General features: G+C 55.3%; 16 protein-coding genes. 2 read left to right on the forward strand and 14 right to left on the reverse strand.

All coding sequences use genetic code 11. The annotated features are described in order from the left end of the window. Nucleotides 1–5: 5 nt before the first annotated feature. Both IE090_RS14665 and maiA read left to right on the forward strand, forming a co-directional pair. Nucleotides 6–1,034: a fumarylacetoacetate hydrolase family protein gene (locus IE090_RS14665; RefSeq protein WP_189389453.1), complete on the forward strand. Its 1,029-nt coding sequence runs from the start codon at nt 6–8 to the stop codon at nt 1,032–1,034. Beyond that, nucleotides 1,031–1,660: a maleylacetoacetate isomerase gene (maiA, locus tag IE090_RS14670; protein WP_229815787.1), complete on the forward strand. Its 630-nt coding sequence runs from the start codon at nt 1,031–1,033 to the stop codon at nt 1,658–1,660. Before IE090_RS14665 ends, maiA begins: the two co-directional genes overlap by 4 nt. A gap of 68 nt (nt 1,661–1,728) precedes the next feature. Here maiA and IE090_RS14675 read toward each other — a convergent pair whose 3' ends face one another. The 14 genes from IE090_RS14675 to glyA all read right to left on the reverse strand — a co-directional run bounded on the left by IE090_RS14675 (nt 1,729) and on the right by glyA (nt 17,160). Continuing rightward, nucleotides 1,729–2,463, reverse strand: a complete 735-nt coding sequence (locus tag IE090_RS14675; RefSeq protein ID WP_229815788.1) for a substrate-binding periplasmic protein — start codon at nt 2,461–2,463, stop codon at nt 1,729–1,731. A gap of 424 nt (nt 2,464–2,887) precedes the next feature. After that, nucleotides 2,888–3,832 (reverse strand): thiamine-phosphate kinase, encoded by a 945-nt coding sequence (gene thiL / locus IE090_RS14680; protein WP_189389454.1) that lies wholly within the window; start codon nt 3,830–3,832, stop codon nt 2,888–2,890. A 6-nt stretch (nt 3,833–3,838) separates the two neighbouring features. Continuing rightward, complete coding sequence (nusB, locus tag IE090_RS14685; RefSeq protein ID WP_189389456.1) at nt 3,839–4,300, reverse strand: transcription antitermination factor NusB; 462 nt, start codon at nt 4,298–4,300, stop codon at nt 3,839–3,841. A 5-nt stretch (nt 4,301–4,305) separates the two neighbouring features. Further along, nucleotides 4,306–4,782 carry a 6,7-dimethyl-8-ribityllumazine synthase gene (gene ribH / locus IE090_RS14690; RefSeq protein WP_189389457.1) on the reverse strand — a complete coding sequence of 159 codons (477 nt, stop codon included), beginning with the start codon at nt 4,780–4,782 and terminating at the stop codon, nt 4,306–4,308. Nucleotides 4,783–4,799: 17 nt separating this feature from the next. Next, nucleotides 4,800–5,915, reverse strand: coding sequence for a bifunctional 3,4-dihydroxy-2-butanone-4-phosphate synthase/GTP cyclohydrolase II (ribBA, locus tag IE090_RS14695; protein WP_189389459.1), 1,116 nt, complete (start codon nt 5,913–5,915; stop codon nt 4,800–4,802). Between the two features lie 5 nt (nt 5,916–5,920). Further along, nucleotides 5,921–6,577, reverse strand: a complete 657-nt coding sequence (locus tag IE090_RS14700; protein ID WP_189389461.1) for a riboflavin synthase — start codon at nt 6,575–6,577, stop codon at nt 5,921–5,923. A 10-nt stretch (nt 6,578–6,587) separates the two neighbouring features. Continuing rightward, nucleotides 6,588–7,703 carry a bifunctional diaminohydroxyphosphoribosylaminopyrimidine deaminase/5-amino-6-(5-phosphoribosylamino)uracil reductase RibD gene (gene ribD, locus IE090_RS14705; RefSeq protein WP_189389463.1) on the reverse strand — a complete coding sequence of 372 codons (1,116 nt, stop codon included), beginning with the start codon at nt 7,701–7,703 and terminating at the stop codon, nt 6,588–6,590. Further along, nucleotides 7,693–8,187 carry a transcriptional regulator NrdR gene (gene nrdR, locus IE090_RS14710; RefSeq protein ID WP_189389465.1) on the reverse strand — a complete coding sequence of 165 codons (495 nt, stop codon included), beginning with the start codon at nt 8,185–8,187 and terminating at the stop codon, nt 7,693–7,695. Before nrdR ends, ribD begins: the two co-directional genes overlap by 11 nt. 134 nt (nt 8,188–8,321) lie before the next feature. Further along, a complete protein-coding gene (locus IE090_RS14715) occupies nt 8,322–9,209 on the reverse strand; it encodes a metal-dependent hydrolase (protein ID WP_189389467.1) in 888 nt (295 codons plus the stop codon). A 443-nt stretch (nt 9,210–9,652) separates the two neighbouring features. Continuing rightward, the gene (gene putP, locus IE090_RS14720) at nt 9,653–11,110 is read right to left on the reverse strand and encodes a sodium/proline symporter PutP (RefSeq protein WP_189389468.1); all 1,458 of its coding nucleotides are present in this window, start codon (nt 11,108–11,110) and stop codon (nt 9,653–9,655) included. 133 nt (nt 11,111–11,243) lie between these two features. Next, on the reverse strand, nt 11,244–14,423 hold the full coding sequence (gene putA / locus IE090_RS14725) for a bifunctional proline dehydrogenase/L-glutamate gamma-semialdehyde dehydrogenase PutA (protein ID WP_189389470.1): 3,180 nt from the start codon (nt 14,421–14,423) through the stop codon (nt 11,244–11,246). Between the two features lie 153 nt (nt 14,424–14,576). Next, entirely contained in the window at nt 14,577–15,350 is a 774-nt protein-coding gene (locus tag IE090_RS14730) for an AraC family transcriptional regulator (protein ID WP_189389472.1), read from the reverse strand. Nucleotides 15,351–15,434: 84 nt separating this feature from the next. Further along, on the reverse strand, nt 15,435–15,791 hold the full coding sequence (locus IE090_RS14735; protein ID WP_189389474.1) for a hypothetical protein: 357 nt from the start codon (nt 15,789–15,791) through the stop codon (nt 15,435–15,437). A gap of 106 nt (nt 15,792–15,897) precedes the next feature. After that, entirely contained in the window at nt 15,898–17,160 is a 1,263-nt protein-coding gene (gene glyA, locus IE090_RS14740; protein ID WP_189389476.1) for a serine hydroxymethyltransferase, read from the reverse strand. Between the last annotated feature and the right edge of the window lie 225 nt (nt 17,161–17,385).

Consider the following 17,385-nt stretch of genomic DNA (forward strand, 5'->3'; position numbering starts at 1 on the left):
TCTGTATGAAACTTGCCAGTCTTAAACAAGGGCGCGACGGTCGGTTGATTGTTGTGTCCCGTGATCTTAAATCTGCTGTTGAGGTGCCGCATATTGCCGGTACCCTGCAGCAAGCACTGGACTTGTGGGCAGAAACAGAGCCCAAGCTGCAAGAGGTATATCAGCAGCTTAATCAAAAATCCTCTGAGTTAGCGGGCGTATTTGAATTTCGCGCACAGGACTGTGCCTCGCCGCTGCCGCGGGCTTATCAGTGGGCGGATGGCAGTGCTTACGTCAATCACGTCGAGCTGGTGCGCAAGGCTCGCAACAGTGAAATGCCCGACAGCTTCTGGACGGATCCGCTCATGTATCAAGGCGGGTCAGACAGCTTTATTGGCCCCTGTGATGATATTCCTTTGGCTTCAGAAAAGTGGGGCATCGATTTTGAAGCGGAAATCGCTGTCGTAACCGATGATGTGCCAATGGGGGTGCCCGAACAGCAAGCAGAAAAGCATATTAAACTACTGATGCTGGTGAATGACGTTTCTCTGCGGGGGTTGATTCCCGCCGAGCTGGCCAAAGGCTTTGGCTTTTTCCAGTCGAAACCGTCTAGCAGTTTTTCTCCCGTTGCCGTCACCCCTGATGAGTTAGGCCCTGCTTGGGAAAACAGCAAGGTGCATTTGCCCCTCAATGTTGACTATAACCGTCAGCCCTTTGGTCGTGCTAATGCCGGTCAAGACATGACCTTTAATTTTGCTCGTTTAATTTCTCATGCGGCCAGCACACGCCCGCTGTCAGCCGGTGCCATTATTGGCTCAGGAACTGTTTCGAATAAGCAAAATACCGAGCACGGTTCGGCCATTAGTGATGGCGGTGTTGGTTATTCCTGCATTGCCGAAGTGAGGATGATTGAAACCATCAATACCGGGGCTGCAAAAACCAGTTTTATGCACTTTGGCGATCAGGTGCGCATTGAAATGCTGGACAGCGATGGCCAGTCCATTTTTGGTGCCATTGATCAAACCGTCGTTGAGTACAAAGGCCAGCAGTCATGATGGTTCTTTATGACTATTGGCGCTCGTCGGCCGCCTATCGGGTGCGCATTGCGCTCAACCTGAAAGGCATTGCCTACGGGCAAATCCCGGTTGATCTGCGACTCGGTGAGCAACGTCAGCAAGCTCACCTCAGTCGCCAGCCTCAAGGGCTGGTTCCAGCTTTGCAAGTTAATGATGATGAGTGCTTGATCCAGTCCCTTGCGATTATGGAGTGGCTGGAGGAAGAGTATCCTGAGCCAGCTTTGTTACCAAAAGATGCGATCATGCGTGCCAAAACTCGCAGCCTGATGAATCAAATTGCGGCAGATATTCATCCTTTAAATAATTTAAGGGTGCTGAAATATCTGGTGGATGATCTGGGCGTATCGGAAGAGAAGAAAGCCCAGTGGTATCACCACTGGGTCAGCGTTGGTTTTTCAGCTCTGGAGAAGCAGCTGGGCGACGGCCCTTATTGTATGGGAGATAAGCTGACGTATGCCGACGTTTGCTTGATTCCTCAAGTGTATAACGCCCACCGCTTTGATGTGCCCATGGAAGCGTTTCCGAAAATCCAGGCGGTATATGAGCATTGCTTAACGCTGTCCGCATTTGCCGATGCCGCTCCTGAGCGCCCAGGCGACCAATGAGGCCTAATGACGATGCGGTTCAGTGAGGCTCCTCTGAACACTTCAGTGCCTCACTGAATCGCACCGCTTTAGCGACCGTAGATATTTTCAATGCTGCGGAACGATCCATCTTCCATCAGTTTGCGTGCGGCTTTTTGTAGGGCTTCGACAATTTTTTTATCAGTATCTTTGTTGATGGCTAAATACAAAGGCACTGTTTTGAAGGTCAGTACGTTCTCAACGTCAATGTCACCAGCGTCCGAGGCGGTGTAAGGGCCTACTAGCTCATCAGAAATCCACAGATCAATTTGCCCTAGCTCCAAACGACGAGGATTGAGCGCATCCTCCGTAATGACTGAAACATTAAAGCCATTGTCTTGTAGGTACTTAGTGCGAACATCATCTTTGTAGCCGCCAATCTCGTATTGCTTGGCATCGGCCAATGAGTCCAGTTTGATGCCGGAGCCAGGTTTGGCAAATAACGCCCAGCCGGTGTTGGTTAAAGGGCCGACCCATTCAAACCAGTTTTCACGCTCTTCGTTGCGCACAGTGCAGAAAATACCGTGATTGGCTTTGCGCTTAACGCGATCTAGGCCAGAGCTCCAGTTACGCAGTTTAATCTTAACTTCATAGGGCACCTCTTGAGCGAGGCGCTTGACCATCTGTGTGCATAGGCCAGTAATGTCTTCGGCATTATGCGCAAAGAGACTGCCGTCTAAAGTCATGTGGTAGGGCGGGAACTGCTCCGTAAAGAAGTAGAGCTTTTCTGCTGCTTGAACATGGCAGGCCAGAAACATGACTGTGATGGCGAACAGTTTTTTCATACTAGGAACGTCTCCGCTGTGTTGATGCTGATTATGCCAGCCAAGTCGGTGGTGAATGCTAGGCAGGCTCACGGTAGTTTGAATAATTTGCGGCGCGGATTGTACTCGCTGCATCGTAACTCGTCAGCGGTTATTGAGAGGATATTACGGAGTTTAATGTAACTGTGCAGGCAGCTCTCGCTATTGGTGTTTAAACTACTTAAGTTGAATTTACTGGATGTTTTTACTGTATTGTTTTTGTTGGGTGTTTTTACTTATTTTTATAGGTATTTATGTGGGCGTACTTTTCGATTTTTTGGTTGTTTCTCGACCGGCTCGGCTCGGCTCGGCGCGTAGGAATGGCTGTGCGTTTTGCTTGTTTGATGCAAAATTCTTACGTTTAATTATCCTAGAAAAAACAATAGTAACGATTTGGGCGGGCGTCTTAAAAATGCTGAAACCCTGCGCATTCGATATCAAGCGGCTGGCCATTTTTTATCAATGTCACTGTGGGCGTTCCCTCTGCCGTTTGAACCTTGCCAATGCAATGCACAGCGTTAAATCGCTGTTGCAGTGACTGCATGGCATTTGCATGCTGTTGGCCGACACTGAATAACAATTGATAATCATCGCCGCCACTAAAACATAACGGCCAGCGTGGGTCGCTATGGTTTACCGCAGTATGCACTTTATCGGCGTTGATCATGATATTGACACCCGAGGCACGGGCGATATGACCGGCGTCTTGCACTAATCCATCGCTGATATCCAAACAGGATGTAGCGACATCGCGCAGTGCCATGCCAAGCTCGGTGTGCACGGTCGGAAAATAATAGCCACTGGCCCAGCCGTCACAGTTGGCTGGCGTTTTTAGCACGTCGGGCAGGGCCAATGCGGCGGCGCCGATGGGGCCAGACAACCATAATTGGTCGCCGGCTTGGGCACCGTCGCGGCGTAAAGCAGTGCCGCTAGTTACCCAGCCTTGCACACTGATGCTGATCACCAATTGCTGGCCGCGGGTGGTATCACCGCCCAGCAGTTGTAAGTTCAGTTGATGGGCATGCTGGCGCAACCCGGTGGAAAAATCTTGCAGCCACTCTGTATGAGCGTCGGGCAAGGTCAGGGCGAGATGAAAGCCTTGCGGTTTGGCGCCCATGGCGGCCAAGTCACTGGCGGCGCAGCGCAAGGCGCGAGCGGCAATAAGGTGAGCGGGTGCGGCGGCCGGAAAGTGCACATCGGCGACCTGGGTATCGATGCTTTGCACTAATTCTGCTCCGGCCGGTGGGGCGACGATGGAGGCATCGTCGCCCACGGCCAGCACAGTGTCGGCCGAGAGTGGATAGCCCTCGGCAAAATAACGGCGAATCAGCGCAAATTCGTTGGCGCTCATGGCGCTTTAGCGACGTGGGCCGCGCAGTTCAACGGTGCGCACGCGCTGTGCCAGGCGGTCGAGCACGCCATTGACGAACTTGTGCGCGTCGGTGGCGCCGAAGGTTTTGGTCAGCTCAACGGATTCGTTGATCACCACCTTATAAGGCACATCCAGGCGATGCAGCATTTCAAATGCGGCCAGGCGCAGAATCGACAGTTCGACCGGCGTCATTTCGCTCAGCTCGCGATCGAGCAGTGGCGCCAGCTGTTGGTCCAACTCGGCCTTATGGCGCGGCACGCCAAACAAAATCTCGTGGAAGTACTCCAGGTCGACCTTGCTCATATCGTTATCGGTGCGAAACTCGGCTTCGATCTGGGCCAGATCGGCCGACGCCAGGTGCCATTGATAAATGGCCTGTACCGCGTAGCGACGAGCTTTGCGGCGGGCGGCGGCACTGGGTTTGTTATTGCCTGAGGTGCGTGACATGCAGATCAGGCCTCCATGGCTTGCAGCAAGGACACCATTTCAAACGCCGACATGGCGGCTTCTTCGCCTTTGTTACCTGCCTTGGTACCACTGCGCTCGATGGCTTGCTCAATGCTGTCGACGGTTAATACGCCAAACGATACTGGAATACCGGCTTCCATGGAAACCGATGCCAAGCCTTTGGTGCACTCGCCGGCCACGTATTCAAAGTGCGGCGTGCCGCCACGAATGACGGCGCCTAAAGCAATGATGGCGTCGAATTTTTGCATTTGTGCGGCTTTTTGCACCACCAGTGGAATTTCAAACGCGCCTGGTGCGCGAATAATGGTGATGTTTTCTTCTTCAACGCCGTGGCGCAGCAAAGAGTCGACCGCGCCTTCCAGCAAGCTTTCGACAACAAAGGCGTTCCAGCGGCCAACAACAATGGCATAACGACCGTCGTTGGGCGTCAGGTTTCCTTCGATGGTTTGAATATGTTTCATAAAAGTTCCAGTAGCAGTTATTCGCTGAAAGGGATGTATTCGGTGATTTCCAGATCAAAGCCGGAAATACCACTGTATTTGGTTTCTGAGCTGAGCAAACGCATATTTTTAACGTTTAGCGCGCGCAAAATCTGTGAGCCGGTGCCGATGGTTAAAAAGGCGCCAGAGCTGTCGGTGTTCGGGCTGCGGGTGGGGCGAGCGCGACCAAAATGTTGATCCAGGCTGTCATCGATCCACTCGCCTTGGCCGGCGGAAAGCAGCACCAATGCACCTTTGCCCTCGGCGGCAATGCGTGCCAGCGCTTTGGTTGATGACCAGCTTTCAGAATCTGATTTACGCACGCCTAATACGTCACGCAGCACTTGCGTGTTTTGCACGCGCACCATGGTGGGCTCTTCTGGATTGATATCGCCCAAAGTTAGCGCTAGATGCGTTTCCTTTTGAATGGTGTCGCAAAAAGTGTGCAGAATAAATTCACCAAACTCGGTGTGTACCGGCTCTTGGCTGACCAATTCGACGGTCTTTTCATTGGCCATGCGGTAGTGAATTAAATCGGCGATGGTGCCGATTTTAATGTTGTGTTTGTCGGCAAATTTTTCCAAATCTGGGCGGCGCGCCATGGTGCCATCGGCGTTCATGATTTCAACGATCGCAGACGATGGCGTTAGCCCTGCTAGGCGTGCCAAATCACAGCCGGCTTCGGTGTGCCCGGCACGGCTCAAGACACCGCCGGGGCGAGCGCGCAGTGGGAAAATATGGCCAGGCTGGACAATGTCTTGTGGCTGGCTGGTGGGGTTAACCGCCACCTGAATGGTGTGCGCTCGGTCGGCCGCCGAGATGCCGGTGGTCACGCCTTCGGCGGCTTCAATCGACACGGTAAAAGGCGTTGAGAACTTAGCGCCGTTGCCACTGACCATGGCCGGTAAGCCTAAATAATCACAGCGCTCGCCGGTTAACGTCAGGCACACCAGGCCGCGCGCTTCGGTGACCATAAAGTTGATGATTTCCGGCGTAACTTTTTCCGCTGCGACAATGATGTCGCCTTCGTTTTCACGGTCTTCGTCATCCATCAGGATGACCATTTTGCCGTCGCGGATGTCTTCAATGATGTCTTCGATCTTGTTCAGTGGCATAACACTCACTTCCAGAATCCATGTTCGGCCAAAAAGGCCGGTGACAAACGGCTGCCGGCGTCATGGCTGTTTCCGCCTGAGAGCAGCTGCTCGAGATAGCGGGCAATGATATCAACTTCAAGGTGTACTTGCTGGCCCACACGGGCATGGAACAAAGTTGTTTGCTCCGCCGTATGGGGCACGATGTTCAGCTCAAAGCCGCGCTCGTGCACGGCGTTGGCGGTCAAGCTAATGCCATCGACAGTAATTGAGCCTTTGCCGGCGATGTATTTGCACAGCTCCGCCGGTGGCTCGACCGTCAGGCGAATCGAGCGGGCATCGGCTTGGCGCTCGCGCACCGTGCCCACACCATCGACGTGGCCGGTGACAATATGGCCGCCCATGCGTGTGCTGGGGGTCAGTGCTTTTTCTAGGTTAACGGTGTCGCCGCTTTGCCATTGGCCAATCAAAGTGTGCTGCAGCGATTCGCGCGACACGTCGGCGACAAAGCCATTGCCGGGCAGCTCGACCACGGTCAAGCACACGCCGTTGGTGGCAATGGAATCGCCCAGACGCACATCGGCTAAATCTAGCGCGCCGCTGTCGATGCGCAAGCGCACATCGCCTTGGCGCGGTTCAACACTGGCCACCTGACCGATGGCTTCAATAATTCCGGTAAACATGACGCTCCCGTCAAATGCTCGGGCCGTTGTCGGGCCGTAAAATAAAGCGAATATCGCCGCCGATTTGGCGCACGTCGTGCCAATGCCAGCGCAGTTGTTGCTGCATATGGTCGAACGGCAAGGATAGCAGTGGCCGTGCTTGGCTACCGAGCAGGGTCGGCGCTTGGTACAGCACCAGCTCATCGACCAAACCGGCGTTGACAAAGGCACCGGCCAAGCGAGCGCCGCTTTCTACCAGCACTTCATTGCAGCCTTGTTGGGCTAAGTGCTTAAGCAGTGCGGTTAAATCCACATGGCCATTCAAGCTGGGGGCTTGCCACTGCTGCAACTTACCCAGCTTAGGCTCGCGGTTGGTGCTTAAGGGCGCTTGAGTCGACGCCCACAGTACGTCTCCGGGCTGTTGCAGTAAGCGACACTCCAGTGGCAGGCGCTGTTGGCTATCGACCACCACGCGCAGCGGTTGGCGCCATAAGTGCTCATCTTGCTCTATGTGGCTGTCTTGCGGGCGCACCGTCATCGCGGGGTTGTCGATCAAAACCGAATCTACGCCGGTGATCACTGCGCATGAACGGGCACGCCAGTTTTGCACGTCCGCGCGTGCGGCGGCGCCGGTAATCCACTGGCTTTCACCACTGGCCATGGCGGTGCGACCGTCCAGGCTGCTGGCAAGCTTGACGCGTACCCAAGGCAAGCCCCTAGCCATGCGCTTTAAAAAGCCGGCATTCAATTCGCGCGCTTCGCCTTGCAGAACGTTTTCGATGACCTCGATGCCAGCTGCGCGCAGTTTGTCGTACCCTTGGCCAGCCACTTGCGGGTTGGCATCGCCACAGGCGCCGACCACGCGGGCAATGCCGGCATCAATTAAGGCATCGGCACAGGGCGGTGTGCGGCCATGGTGGCTGCATGGCTCCAAGGTAACGTAAGCGGTGGCGCCACGGGCGCTGTCGCCGGCTTGGCGCAAGGCATGAATCTCGGCATGAGGGCCGCCTGCTTGCTGGTGCCAACCCTGACCGATGAGCTGGTTATCTTTGACGATCACGCAGCCCACACGCGGGTTTGGGCTGGTTGAGTACAAACCTAAATGCGCCAGCTGCAGCGCTTTTGCCATCCAGCGTTCATGCGTCATAAGGCTGACCTTGCGGGCACTCGTCGGCCGGCTCGTGGTCGGAGATGCGCTCGATTTCGGCGCGGAATTCTTCAAGGTCTTGGAAGCTGCGATAAACAGACGCGAAGCGCACATAAGCCACTTGATCGAGCTGGCGCAGTTCGATCATCACCCATTCACCCACCACACGGCTGTGTACTTCGCGCTCGCCGGTGCTGCGCAGCTGGTGACGAATACGGCTGAGCGCCGCTTCGATGGCTTCGACACTGACCGGGCGTTTTTCCAGCGCGCGCTGAATGCCACTGCGCAGTTTGTCTTCGTTGAAAGGTTCGCGGGTGCCGTCGGTTTTGACGATGCGTGGCATCACCAATTCAGCGGTCTCGAAGGTGGTGAAGCGTTCGCCACAAGCATTGCAGGCGCGACGGCGGCGGATTTGTCCGCCAGCGGCCACCAAACGCGAGTCAATCACCTTGGTTTCCGGATGGGCGCAGAATGGGCAATGCATGGTAAAGAGCGACTTCTTCTGAGTTGAGCAAAAGTTGCGCGATTCTAGGGCAGTTGGCGCCAAAAAACAAACGAAAATGCCAGCGTTATGCTGGCATTGAGCGGGTTAACGCGGTAGTGGCAATGCGCTGCTTATCAACCTTTGCCGGCCAACATGCCTTGGCGGTTAAACAAGCGCTGACGCCAGTCTTCCAGCAGCTGCACTGTGTCGTGATCGTTGGGGTGAAAGCCTGGGCGGAAAAAATCTAAGTATTGCGGCAATAAGCGTGGGAATAAGCCCCGTGGCGACCATAAAAACCACAGCCCTTTGAGGTTGCCTTTAATGTCCAGCAATTTGCCGTCGGCTTTCAGCAGTTGGGCATGACCAATGGCCACCATGGCAAAGAAAAACAGCGTCACCACCAACATGGTCAGGGTGCGCAGCCAGTAGCCGCCGCCGACCAGGTTGTAGACATCGTAAGCCACGATCTTATGCTCGTTTTCTTCCAGCGCATGCCACATCCACAGCTTGCGCGCCTCATCGTCTTCAATATTTTGCTGGTGTGAAGGTTCGCGTAACAGCTGCTCGGCCAAGATGGCGGTGTAATGCTCCAAACAAACGGTCACTGCCAGTTGAAATTTTTTCGGTGTAAAACGTCTGGCAATCTTTAATAACCAGCCAACATTGCGATCCAACTTGCCCGTCGGAAAGCCGTGCTTTTCTGCCAGCTCATTAAAGGCTTGGTGCTCTTTGCTGTGCATCGCCTCTTGACCAATAAAACCGGCTACTTGGGCTTTTAGGGTGGGGTCTTGGATGCGCTGGCGATAGTTTTTTACTGAGTCACAAAAGAAGGTTTCTCCTTCTGGGAACATGGCCGATAGCGTTGTCCAAAACGTGGTTAAAAAGGCGCTGCCTTTATACCAATAGCGCTGAGTGTTGTCGGCAAAGGTGAAATCCATGCGCCGCGGTGGAATGCCAACTTTAGCACCAGCGGTTTGGCGTTTGGCTGTGGTGGCCTCATTGGTTTGAGTCGTTGTGTTCATACCCATGCCTTGTGCTTGTTATTTGAGTTGCTGATGACGATTACCGTAGCAACGCTAAGGCATGGTTATGAGGTAGGAATCGGACAGAATATTAATGCACCTCTGTAAAATTCTGCACAACTCTGCGCGCGTGCAGCAGGCGTTCAGAACGAGGCGGTGATGGTAGGAAATGGCCAGCCCTTTCAACATCGCCAACGAGGTTATGGAAGCCTGCCGTCCGCGCACAGCCGGCACCGAATTACTCAGAGGTGCCTTCGTGCCATAGGGCGACAATATTATTGGCGTGGATTTATGTCGATAAAAGTGAATGCCAGATGGCTGACAAATAATCACCAGAGCGGTGTGAAAATGGCGGGAGTGGTGCGAGGGTAGAAAGGTGTCGCATGGCAAAGCCATGCGACGAGCCACCGGCTCAGGAGATTCGGTGGCCAGGGGGAGACGGCTTATTTCACTTGCGCGAAAGTGTCGGTAATTTTGCTTTCAGGCGCTGGCGTTGCCAGGCTGACGGCAATAATGGCGACGGTGGCGGCGATAAAGCCAGGTACGATTTCGTACAGGTCGAACAGGCCACCGCTCAACTGCTTCCATACCACCACGGTGATACCACCTACCACAATGCCTGCTAAGCAGCCGAACTTGTTCATACGGCTCCAGAACAGTGACAGAATCACCGCCGGGCCAAATGCCGCGCCAAAGCCAGCCCATGCATAAGACACCAGGCCTAATACGGTGCTGTCTGGGTTTAAGGCTAGCGCCCAAGCAATGATGGCGATGCCGGCTACTGCAAAGCGGCCGATTTTCATCAAGGTGGCTTGGTCCGCGTTTTGGTTGATCAATGACTTATAGAAGTCTTCGGTCAGGGCAGATGATGACACCAGCAACTGGGAATCCGCCGTTGACATGATGGCTGCCAGAATAGCGGCCAACAATACGCCGGCTACCAATGGGTGGAACAGCGCTTGCACCAGATCCATAAACACGGTTTCAGAGTCTGCCTGCGGCGTATCGAAGTAACCGATACCGGCCACACCGACAAAGAACGCACCCATCAGACCAAGGAAAGTCCAGCTCACCGCGATGCGGCGTGCGGTTTTGACTTCGTCGCGGCTCTTGATGCCTTTAAAGCGCTGCAGAATGTGTGGCTGGCCAAAGTAACCCAAGCCCCAAGCGGCCAAGGAAATGATACCCATCCAGCCAAGGGCATTGCCGTCGACATCGGTAAAGGCATTGAGCATTTCTGGGTTCTTGGCTTCCAGCAGCTCGCTTGGACCTGAGCCCACCGACATAAAGGCCGCCACCGGCACAATGATCAGTGCGGCTGCCATCAGCAGGCCTTGCACCAAGTCGGTCCAAGATACCGCCAGGTAACCACCGAAGAAGGTGTAAGACACCACGGCGATGGTGCCAACAGTAACGGCAATGGTGTAGTCCAAACCGAACACGGTTTCGAACAACTTACCGCCCGCCACCAAGCCGGAGCTGGTGTAGAACAGGAAGAACAGCAGGATGAAAAAGGCAGAAATCACGCGAATCGCGGCCTGATCATCAAAGCGGTTGCTGAAGTACTCGGGCAGCGTCAGGCTGTTATTGGCCAGCTCTGAGTACTCACGCAAGCGTGGTGCCACGATCAGCCAGTTGAGGTAAGTACCCAACAACAGACCCATGCCCAGCCAAGAGGCTTCCCAGCCCGCCGCGTAGGCGTAACCTGGCATGCCCAATAGCAGCCAGCCAGACATATCCGATGCGCCAGCAGACAAAGCCGATGGCCAGGCGCCTAACGAGCGTCCACCGAGGATATAGTCAGATAGATCATTGGTTTTCCGGTAGGCCCAGACACCAATCCATAACATCACCCCGAGGTAGGCGATAAAGGTTATTAAAATCGAAAAGCTCGTACTCATACTGCGCTCCTGTTCTTCATTGTTATAGTTCGCTTCGCACCAATGGCCCCGCTGCTGAAGGCACAAGACGGGCGGGCGAGGGTGCAGCCAGCGAGAAGCCCCGCTGGCTGGTTGTCAGGCTGACGCTGGGAGGTCAGTCGTCGGCCTGTAACGACAGCAGTGAAGCGTTGCCGCCCACCGCTGTAGTATTGATGGTGCGCACTCGCTCAGTGGCGAAGCGCTTGAGATAGTTCGGGCCACCGGCTTTCGGACCTGTGCCCGATAAGCCACGACCACCAAATGGCTGCACACCCACCACGGCACCGATCTGGTTGCGGTTAATGTAGCAGTTGCCCACGCGCACACGGGATTCAATGTAAGCGGCGGTGGCTTCATTGCGGCTGTGAATGCCCAGTGTCAGGCCATAGCCGGTAGCATTGATGTCGTTGATGACCTGATCCAGCTCATTGGCTTTGTAGCGGTAAATGTGCAGGATCGGACCAAACTGCTCGCGGCCTAAATCAGACAAGGACGAAATATTGATCGCCACTGGAGCGATAAAGTGGCCATGGGCACACTGCTCTGGCAACTGAGCTTCGGCGGCGATGCGGCCAGCGGCGCGCCAGCGCTCAACGTATGAGCTCAGATTGGTCTTGGCTTTTTCGTCGATCACTGGGCCACAGTCGGTGCTGTAGTGCTGTGGATCGCCGATTTCGATGCGCTGCAGAGCGCCGTCGATCAACTCAACGATGCGGTCGGCAATGTCATCCTGTACGCACAAGACGCGCAGCGCCGAGCAGCGCTGACCGGCACTGGCAAAGGCGGACTGCATGACGTCTGCCACCACTTGCTCCGGCAGAGCCGTGGAGTCGACGATCATGGCGTTTTGGCCGCCGGTTTCGGCGATAAAGGTCGCCAAGGCGCCTTCACGCTCTGCCAGGGTGCGGTTGATCAGCTGGGCGGTTTCGGTCGAGCCGGTAAAGGCAATGCCGGTCACACGGCTGTCTGGCACCAAAGCGTTACCGATGGTCGCGCCTGAGCCTGGCAGGTAATGCAGGGCGTTTTTCGGAATGCCGGCTTCGTACAGCATTTCAATCGCACGGCCGGCGATCAGTGAGGTCGATTCCGCTGGCTTGGCCAGTACGGTGTTACCGGCAACCAATGCAGCAACGATTTGGCCCATAAAGATCGCCAGCGGGAAGTTCCACGGGCTGATGCACAAGAACACACCACGGCCTTCGTAGTAGTGCTCGTTGCTTTCACCCGTTGGCCCTGGCAAGGTTGTTGGCAACGCCATGTTTTGGCGTGCTTGCTGGGCGTAGTAGCGGCAGAAGTCGACCGCTTCGCGAATTTCGTCGATGCTGTCTTGCAGGCTCTTACCGGCTTCACGGGCACATAATGCCATCAGCTCATCGGTGTGCTTTTCCATCAGATCGCCCATGCGATCCAAGCAAGCAGCACGCTCAACCACGGGGGTGCGGTTCCAGCTAAACCAAGCAGCATCGGCGGCATTCAGCGCTTCAATCGCTTGCTCGGCCGTTGCCCAAGTCACTTCGCCCACCACTTGACGCTGGTCAAATGGACTCAGTACCGGATGTTTGTCACCACCGTCGACCACTTTGCCATTGATGATGGGCTTTAAGGTCCACTGTTTTTCGTCAAATGCACGAATGCTGCTGAGCAGTGGTTCACGTTCGAAAGCGACAGACAAGTTATACCCCTGAGAATTCGAGCGCTCGGTGCCAAACATTTCACTGGCACGCGGAATGCGCGGGTTACGGAAGACAGCGTGGCGCGTGGCCATAGCAACGGGAGATTGCACCAGATCAGAGACCGGTGTTTCGGCGTCTACCAAGCGGTGCACAAACGATGAGTTGGCGCCGTTTTCCAGTAGGCGGCGTACCAAGTAAGGCAGCAGGTCTTTGTGAGCACCGACCGGTGCGTAAATACGCACATTGATGCGTTCTTGGCTCAGCAGGTTGTCATACAGCGCATCGCCCATGCCGTGCAGGCGCTGGAACTCAAACGCTCGACCTGGGTTGAGTTCGGCCATTTCGGCCACCGCCGCAACGGTGTGCGCATTGTGTGTGGCGAACTGCGGGTACAGGTTACCGGCGGTGTTCTCAGACAACAGGTAGCGGGCGCAGACCATGTAAGACACATCGGAGTTTTCTTTGCGGGTAAATACCGGATAGTCGGCCAAGCCCAGCTGCTGCGAGTGCTTGATTTCGCTGTCCCAGTAAGCGCCTTTTACCAAGCGAATGGGGATTTCATCGCCTTGCTCACGGGCCAATGCGTTGAGGAAGCCCAACACCGCAGTGGCGCGCTTGGAGTAGGCTTGTACCACCAGGCCGAACTTATCCCAGCCTTTGGCGACGGGGCTGTTATAGACCTTTTGGAACAAACGCATCGACAGCTCTAAGCGATCGGCTTCTTCGGCGTCGATGGTCAGCGCGATGTCATTTTTACGCGCTTCTGCCACCAGCTCGCTCACACGAGCGGCCAGCTCTTCCATCACAGCGCTTTCGTGCGATTCTTCATAGCGCGGATGCAGCGCAGAAAGTTTGATGGAGATGCTCGGTGCCGGGCGATCTTCGCGCCATTGGCCCTTGCTGTCGGCCAGCGCTTTGACGGCATCCATGTAGGAGTTGAAGTAGCGCTCGGCGTCGTGGTCGGTAAAGGCGGCTTCACCCAGCATATCGAACGAGTAGGTGTAGCCTTTAGCGCGGTACGACTTACTGTTTTTGATCGCTTCGGTAATGCTGCGGCCCAAAACGAACTGCTTGCCCATGATTTTCATGGCTTGGTTCATGGCCGCGCGAATGACTGGCTCGCCGGCGCGCTGGATCAGGCCAGACAGCAAATTGCCCGGTGAGGTTTCACGGTTAGAAATCCCCGTGACTTTGCCGGTCAGCATCAGGCCCCAAGTGGAGGCATTCACCAACAAGGAATCTGAGCGACCCATGTGCTCATCCCAGGCGGCGGCAGATAACTTATCGCGAATCAGCGCATCGGCTGTTTCGGCATCGGGTACCCGCATCAAGGCTTCCGCCAGACACATCAAGATCACGCCTTCTTCGTTGTCGAGGCTGTACTCTTGTAACAGCTTGTCGACGGCGTGTGCGACATCACCCTCGGCTCGAATCGCTTCAACAATTCGACGGGCTCGTACTTCGGTTTGATGACGAATATCGTCATTGGGCTCAGCCAGCTCTACCAGCTGGGCCATGTAGCTGTCTTCATCAACCGCATATTGCTGCTCAATGGCTTGGTACCATTCAGCTGAGCTTTTGCTGGCGGTATCAAACAGCGTGGAGACATCAAAACCGCTCATCGCGCACTCCTGTTCGTTGTTATGGCGGCACACAGCCGCACTTGTTGCACAGTTAACGATCAAAGGTACGCGCGCAAGCGCGTCAAGACTTGTCAGAATGTCCGGCAGTTTTGTCAAAAACTCCGATAATCGACCGATTGGTCGCGATTTATACTACTTTCGTCGCAGTTGACCGGGCGATAAACCAAACCGTGCCTTGATGGCGTGATTGAGCGCACTTTGATTGGCAAAGCCGGTTTCGGCGGCAATGGCACTGATGCTCATGGAGGAATTTTGCAGCAGCCAAGCGGCCTGTTGCACTCGCTGCTGTAGCACATATTGATAGGGTGTCATGCCCGTGAGCTGGCGAAAACGCAGGTGAAATTGGCTGCTGCTCATATGACAGGCGCTGGCCAACTCGTCGACACCGATTTTGTCGGTTAAGCGTTCGGCAATCAGCTGGTCCAACATCGCCATATCAATGCGGCCACCACGGGTATGGCTGGGGTGGCGGTAAGGAGCGATGCGGTGAAACAAACTGTGCAGCAGCAAGCCGCTGATGTGCTGCTGTAGCGGTAAATCGTGTGGGCGGCTTTCTAGCTCTTGCGCCAAGCTGGCAATCAAATTGCGCAGGTTGTCATCCAGGTCGACAAAGCGCGGCTCGGCAAACAGTTGCTGGAACAAGTCGGCGTCTATTAATAAGGGGGATTCATCTTTGACGCTGACGTCAATGATGACCACGGCATTGTCACCGTCACCGTGAAAGGAATGCTCGCAGTCGCTGGGCAATAGACACCCGTGCTCGGGGCCAAAGTGGCGCTGCTGCGCTGGCGGCAGTTCAAACCAGACCTGACCATGCAGGCCGAGCACCACCTGGTGGTGTGGGTGTTGATGGCGATGTGGCTCATGAGCCAGAGGTTGTACGCGGCAAGCGCCGATGCTCCACATTCATAGATCCGTCAGCAACAGGAATAGAAGGCTGCTTGCGCAGCCACCGATAACCTTAAGCGGCGACGGCCATGATTACCAGCGTCAGCTGACCTTGCTGCGGTCAGTGAGCAGCGTTAACCAGCTTTGCAATTGCTGTGGCAGCGGTTGGCCATCGGGGTCGAAGTGGTCAATTTGCCCCCAGCGCTCAAAACTGCTTTGACAGAAATGACCGCTGAGATCGTTGTAATACAAGCAGCGCTTGCCCGCCACGGCCACCACCCAAAACCCACAGCCTTCGTCTCCCCACGGATGCTGCTGCCATAACTCAGGCCAAGGCAAACGCACCAAATGCCATAGCTGGCGCAGGCTTTCAGGCAGCTGCTCGATTGGCTGCAAAACGGCGTGCAGTTCGGTGTCTGTGATGGGCGTCCAGCGATCCGTTCTAGGCAGGTCCGTCATAGGCAGGCTCCGAGAAGTGTGGAAAAAGCCTACTCGCAAGCTGTGACGATTATGTGACAGGGAACAACAAAAGGGGAAAGCGGTGCCGATGGCACCGCCTTTGCGCTTACTTATAAACCGGGAAGCGCTCGCATAAGGCCACGACCTTATTTTTCACTTCGGCTTCGACTTGCTCTGAAGTGCCGTTTTCTAGGGCATCCAGTACGTCGCAGATCCAACCGGTCAGCTCGATGGCCTCGGCTTCACCAAAGCCACGGCTGGTGATGGCCGGAGTGCCTATACGCAAACCAGAGGTGACAAACGGCGAGCGTGGGTCGTTAGGCACGGCGTTTTTGTTCACCGTGATGTTGGCACGGCCCAAGGCCGCATCGGCATCTTTACCTGTGTATTCTTTGCCGATTAAGTCGACCAAGAACAGGTGGTCATCGGTACCGCCAGAGACGATGTTAATGCCGCGCTCAATAAAGGCTTTGGCCATGGCCTGGGCGTTTTTCACCACTTGTGCTTGGTAAGCCTTGTAGTCATCGGACATGGCTTCTTTAAAGCACACCGCTTTTGCCGCGATCACGTGCATCAAAGGACCGCCCTGAGACTCTGGGAAAACAGCGAAGTTGAGCTTTTTGTTCAGCTCTTCGTCTTCTTTCGCCAGAATCAAACCGCCGCGAGGACCACGCAGGGTTTTGTGGGTAGTGGTGGTAACGACATCGGCAATGCCAACCGGAGAGGGGTACACGCCTGCGGCGACCAAGCCAGCAATGTGTGCCATATCGACGAACAGGTAAGCGCCCACTGCATCCGCGATGTCGCGGAAGCGCTGCCAGTCAACCACGCGGCTATAAGCCGAGAAGCCAGCGATGATCATCTTTGGCTTATGTTCTTTGGCCAGACGCTCAGCTTCGTCGTAGTCGATTTCGCCCGTTTCTGGGTTCAGACCATATTGCACGGCTTTGTAGATGCGGCCGGAGAAGGATACAGGGGCACCGTGGGTCAGGTGACCGCCGTGGGCCAGGCTCATGCCAAGAATGGTGTCACCTGGCTCACACAACGCCATGTAAACAGCGGCGTTGGCCTGAGAGCCAGAGTGCGGCTGCACGTTGGCGTAACCGGCGCCAAACAGTTCTTTGGCGCGGGCGATGGCCAGTTCTTCGACCACGTCAACGTGCTCGCAGCCACCGTAGTAGCGCTTGCCTGGGTAGCCTTCGGCATACTTGTTGGTCAATTGTGAGCCCTGCGCTTCCATTACCCGGGGGCTGGTGTAGTTCTCAGAAGCGATCAGCTCTATGTGGTGTTCCTGGCGGGCATCTTCGGCCTGCATGGCTGACCACAGATCCGGGTCAAACTCAGCAATGTTCATGTCACGGCTAAACATCAGGGCGTCCTCATGTTATCGGGGGAGAATTTTCGGGCGCCCATTCTAACGCAAAGCATGGCCGCTGGCACTTGAGATGCGGTCATGTTGGCGTGATCTGCACTCATGTTGGTCGGGTATGTCTGAACCCATTGGCACCTTGGTTTGAAGCCTACCCACCAAAGCGCTACAGAATGATTCAGGCTTCGGCTCTTGCTGTTCTTGCCTGAGGTCAGTGTTGGCTGC

This window comes from Bacterioplanes sanyensis (assembly GCF_014652515.1).
Classification (GTDB): domain Bacteria; phylum Pseudomonadota; class Gammaproteobacteria; order Pseudomonadales; family Oceanobacteraceae; genus Bacterioplanes; species Bacterioplanes sanyensis.

Bases quoted from the DNA above. Each gene is read 5' to 3' on its own strand.
- IE090_RS14665 (WP_189389453.1), top strand. From the start codon at position 6: ATGAAACTTGCCAGTCTTAAACAAGGGCGCGACGGTCGGTTGATTGTT.
- nrdR (WP_189389465.1), bottom strand. From the start codon at position 8,187: ATGCATTGCCCATTCTGCGCCCATCCGGAAACCAAGGTGATTGACTCG.
- nusB (WP_189389456.1), bottom strand. From the start codon at position 4,300: ATGTCACGCACCTCAGGCAATAACAAACCCAGTGCCGCCGCCCGCCGC.
- ribH (WP_189389457.1), bottom strand. From the start codon at position 4,782: ATGAAACATATTCAAACCATCGAAGGAAACCTGACGCCCAACGACGGT.
- IE090_RS14735 (WP_189389474.1), bottom strand. From the start codon at position 15,791: ATGACGGACCTGCCTAGAACGGATCGCTGGACGCCCATCACAGACACC.
- ribBA (WP_189389459.1), bottom strand. From the start codon at position 5,915: ATGCCACTGAACAAGATCGAAGACATCATTGAAGACATCCGCGACGGC.
- maiA (WP_229815787.1), top strand. From the start codon at position 1,031: ATGATGGTTCTTTATGACTATTGGCGCTCGTCGGCCGCCTATCGGGTG.
- ribD (WP_189389463.1), bottom strand. From the start codon at position 7,703: ATGACGCATGAACGCTGGATGGCAAAAGCGCTGCAGCTGGCGCATTTA.
- glyA (WP_189389476.1), bottom strand. From the start codon at position 17,160: ATGTTTAGCCGTGACATGAACATTGCTGAGTTTGACCCGGATCTGTGG.
- putA (WP_189389470.1), bottom strand. From the start codon at position 14,423: ATGAGCGGTTTTGATGTCTCCACGCTGTTTGATACCGCCAGCAAAAGC.
- IE090_RS14730 (WP_189389472.1), bottom strand. From the start codon at position 15,350: ATGTGGAGCATCGGCGCTTGCCGCGTACAACCTCTGGCTCATGAGCCA.
- IE090_RS14715 (WP_189389467.1), bottom strand. From the start codon at position 9,209: ATGAACACAACGACTCAAACCAATGAGGCCACCACAGCCAAACGCCAA.
- thiL (WP_189389454.1), bottom strand. From the start codon at position 3,832: ATGAGCGCCAACGAATTTGCGCTGATTCGCCGTTATTTTGCCGAGGGC.
- IE090_RS14700 (WP_189389461.1), bottom strand. From the start codon at position 6,577: ATGTTTACCGGAATTATTGAAGCCATCGGTCAGGTGGCCAGTGTTGAA.
- putP (WP_189389468.1), bottom strand. From the start codon at position 11,110: ATGAGTACGAGCTTTTCGATTTTAATAACCTTTATCGCCTACCTCGGG.
- IE090_RS14675 (WP_229815788.1), bottom strand. From the start codon at position 2,463: ATGAAAAAACTGTTCGCCATCACAGTCATGTTTCTGGCCTGCCATGTT.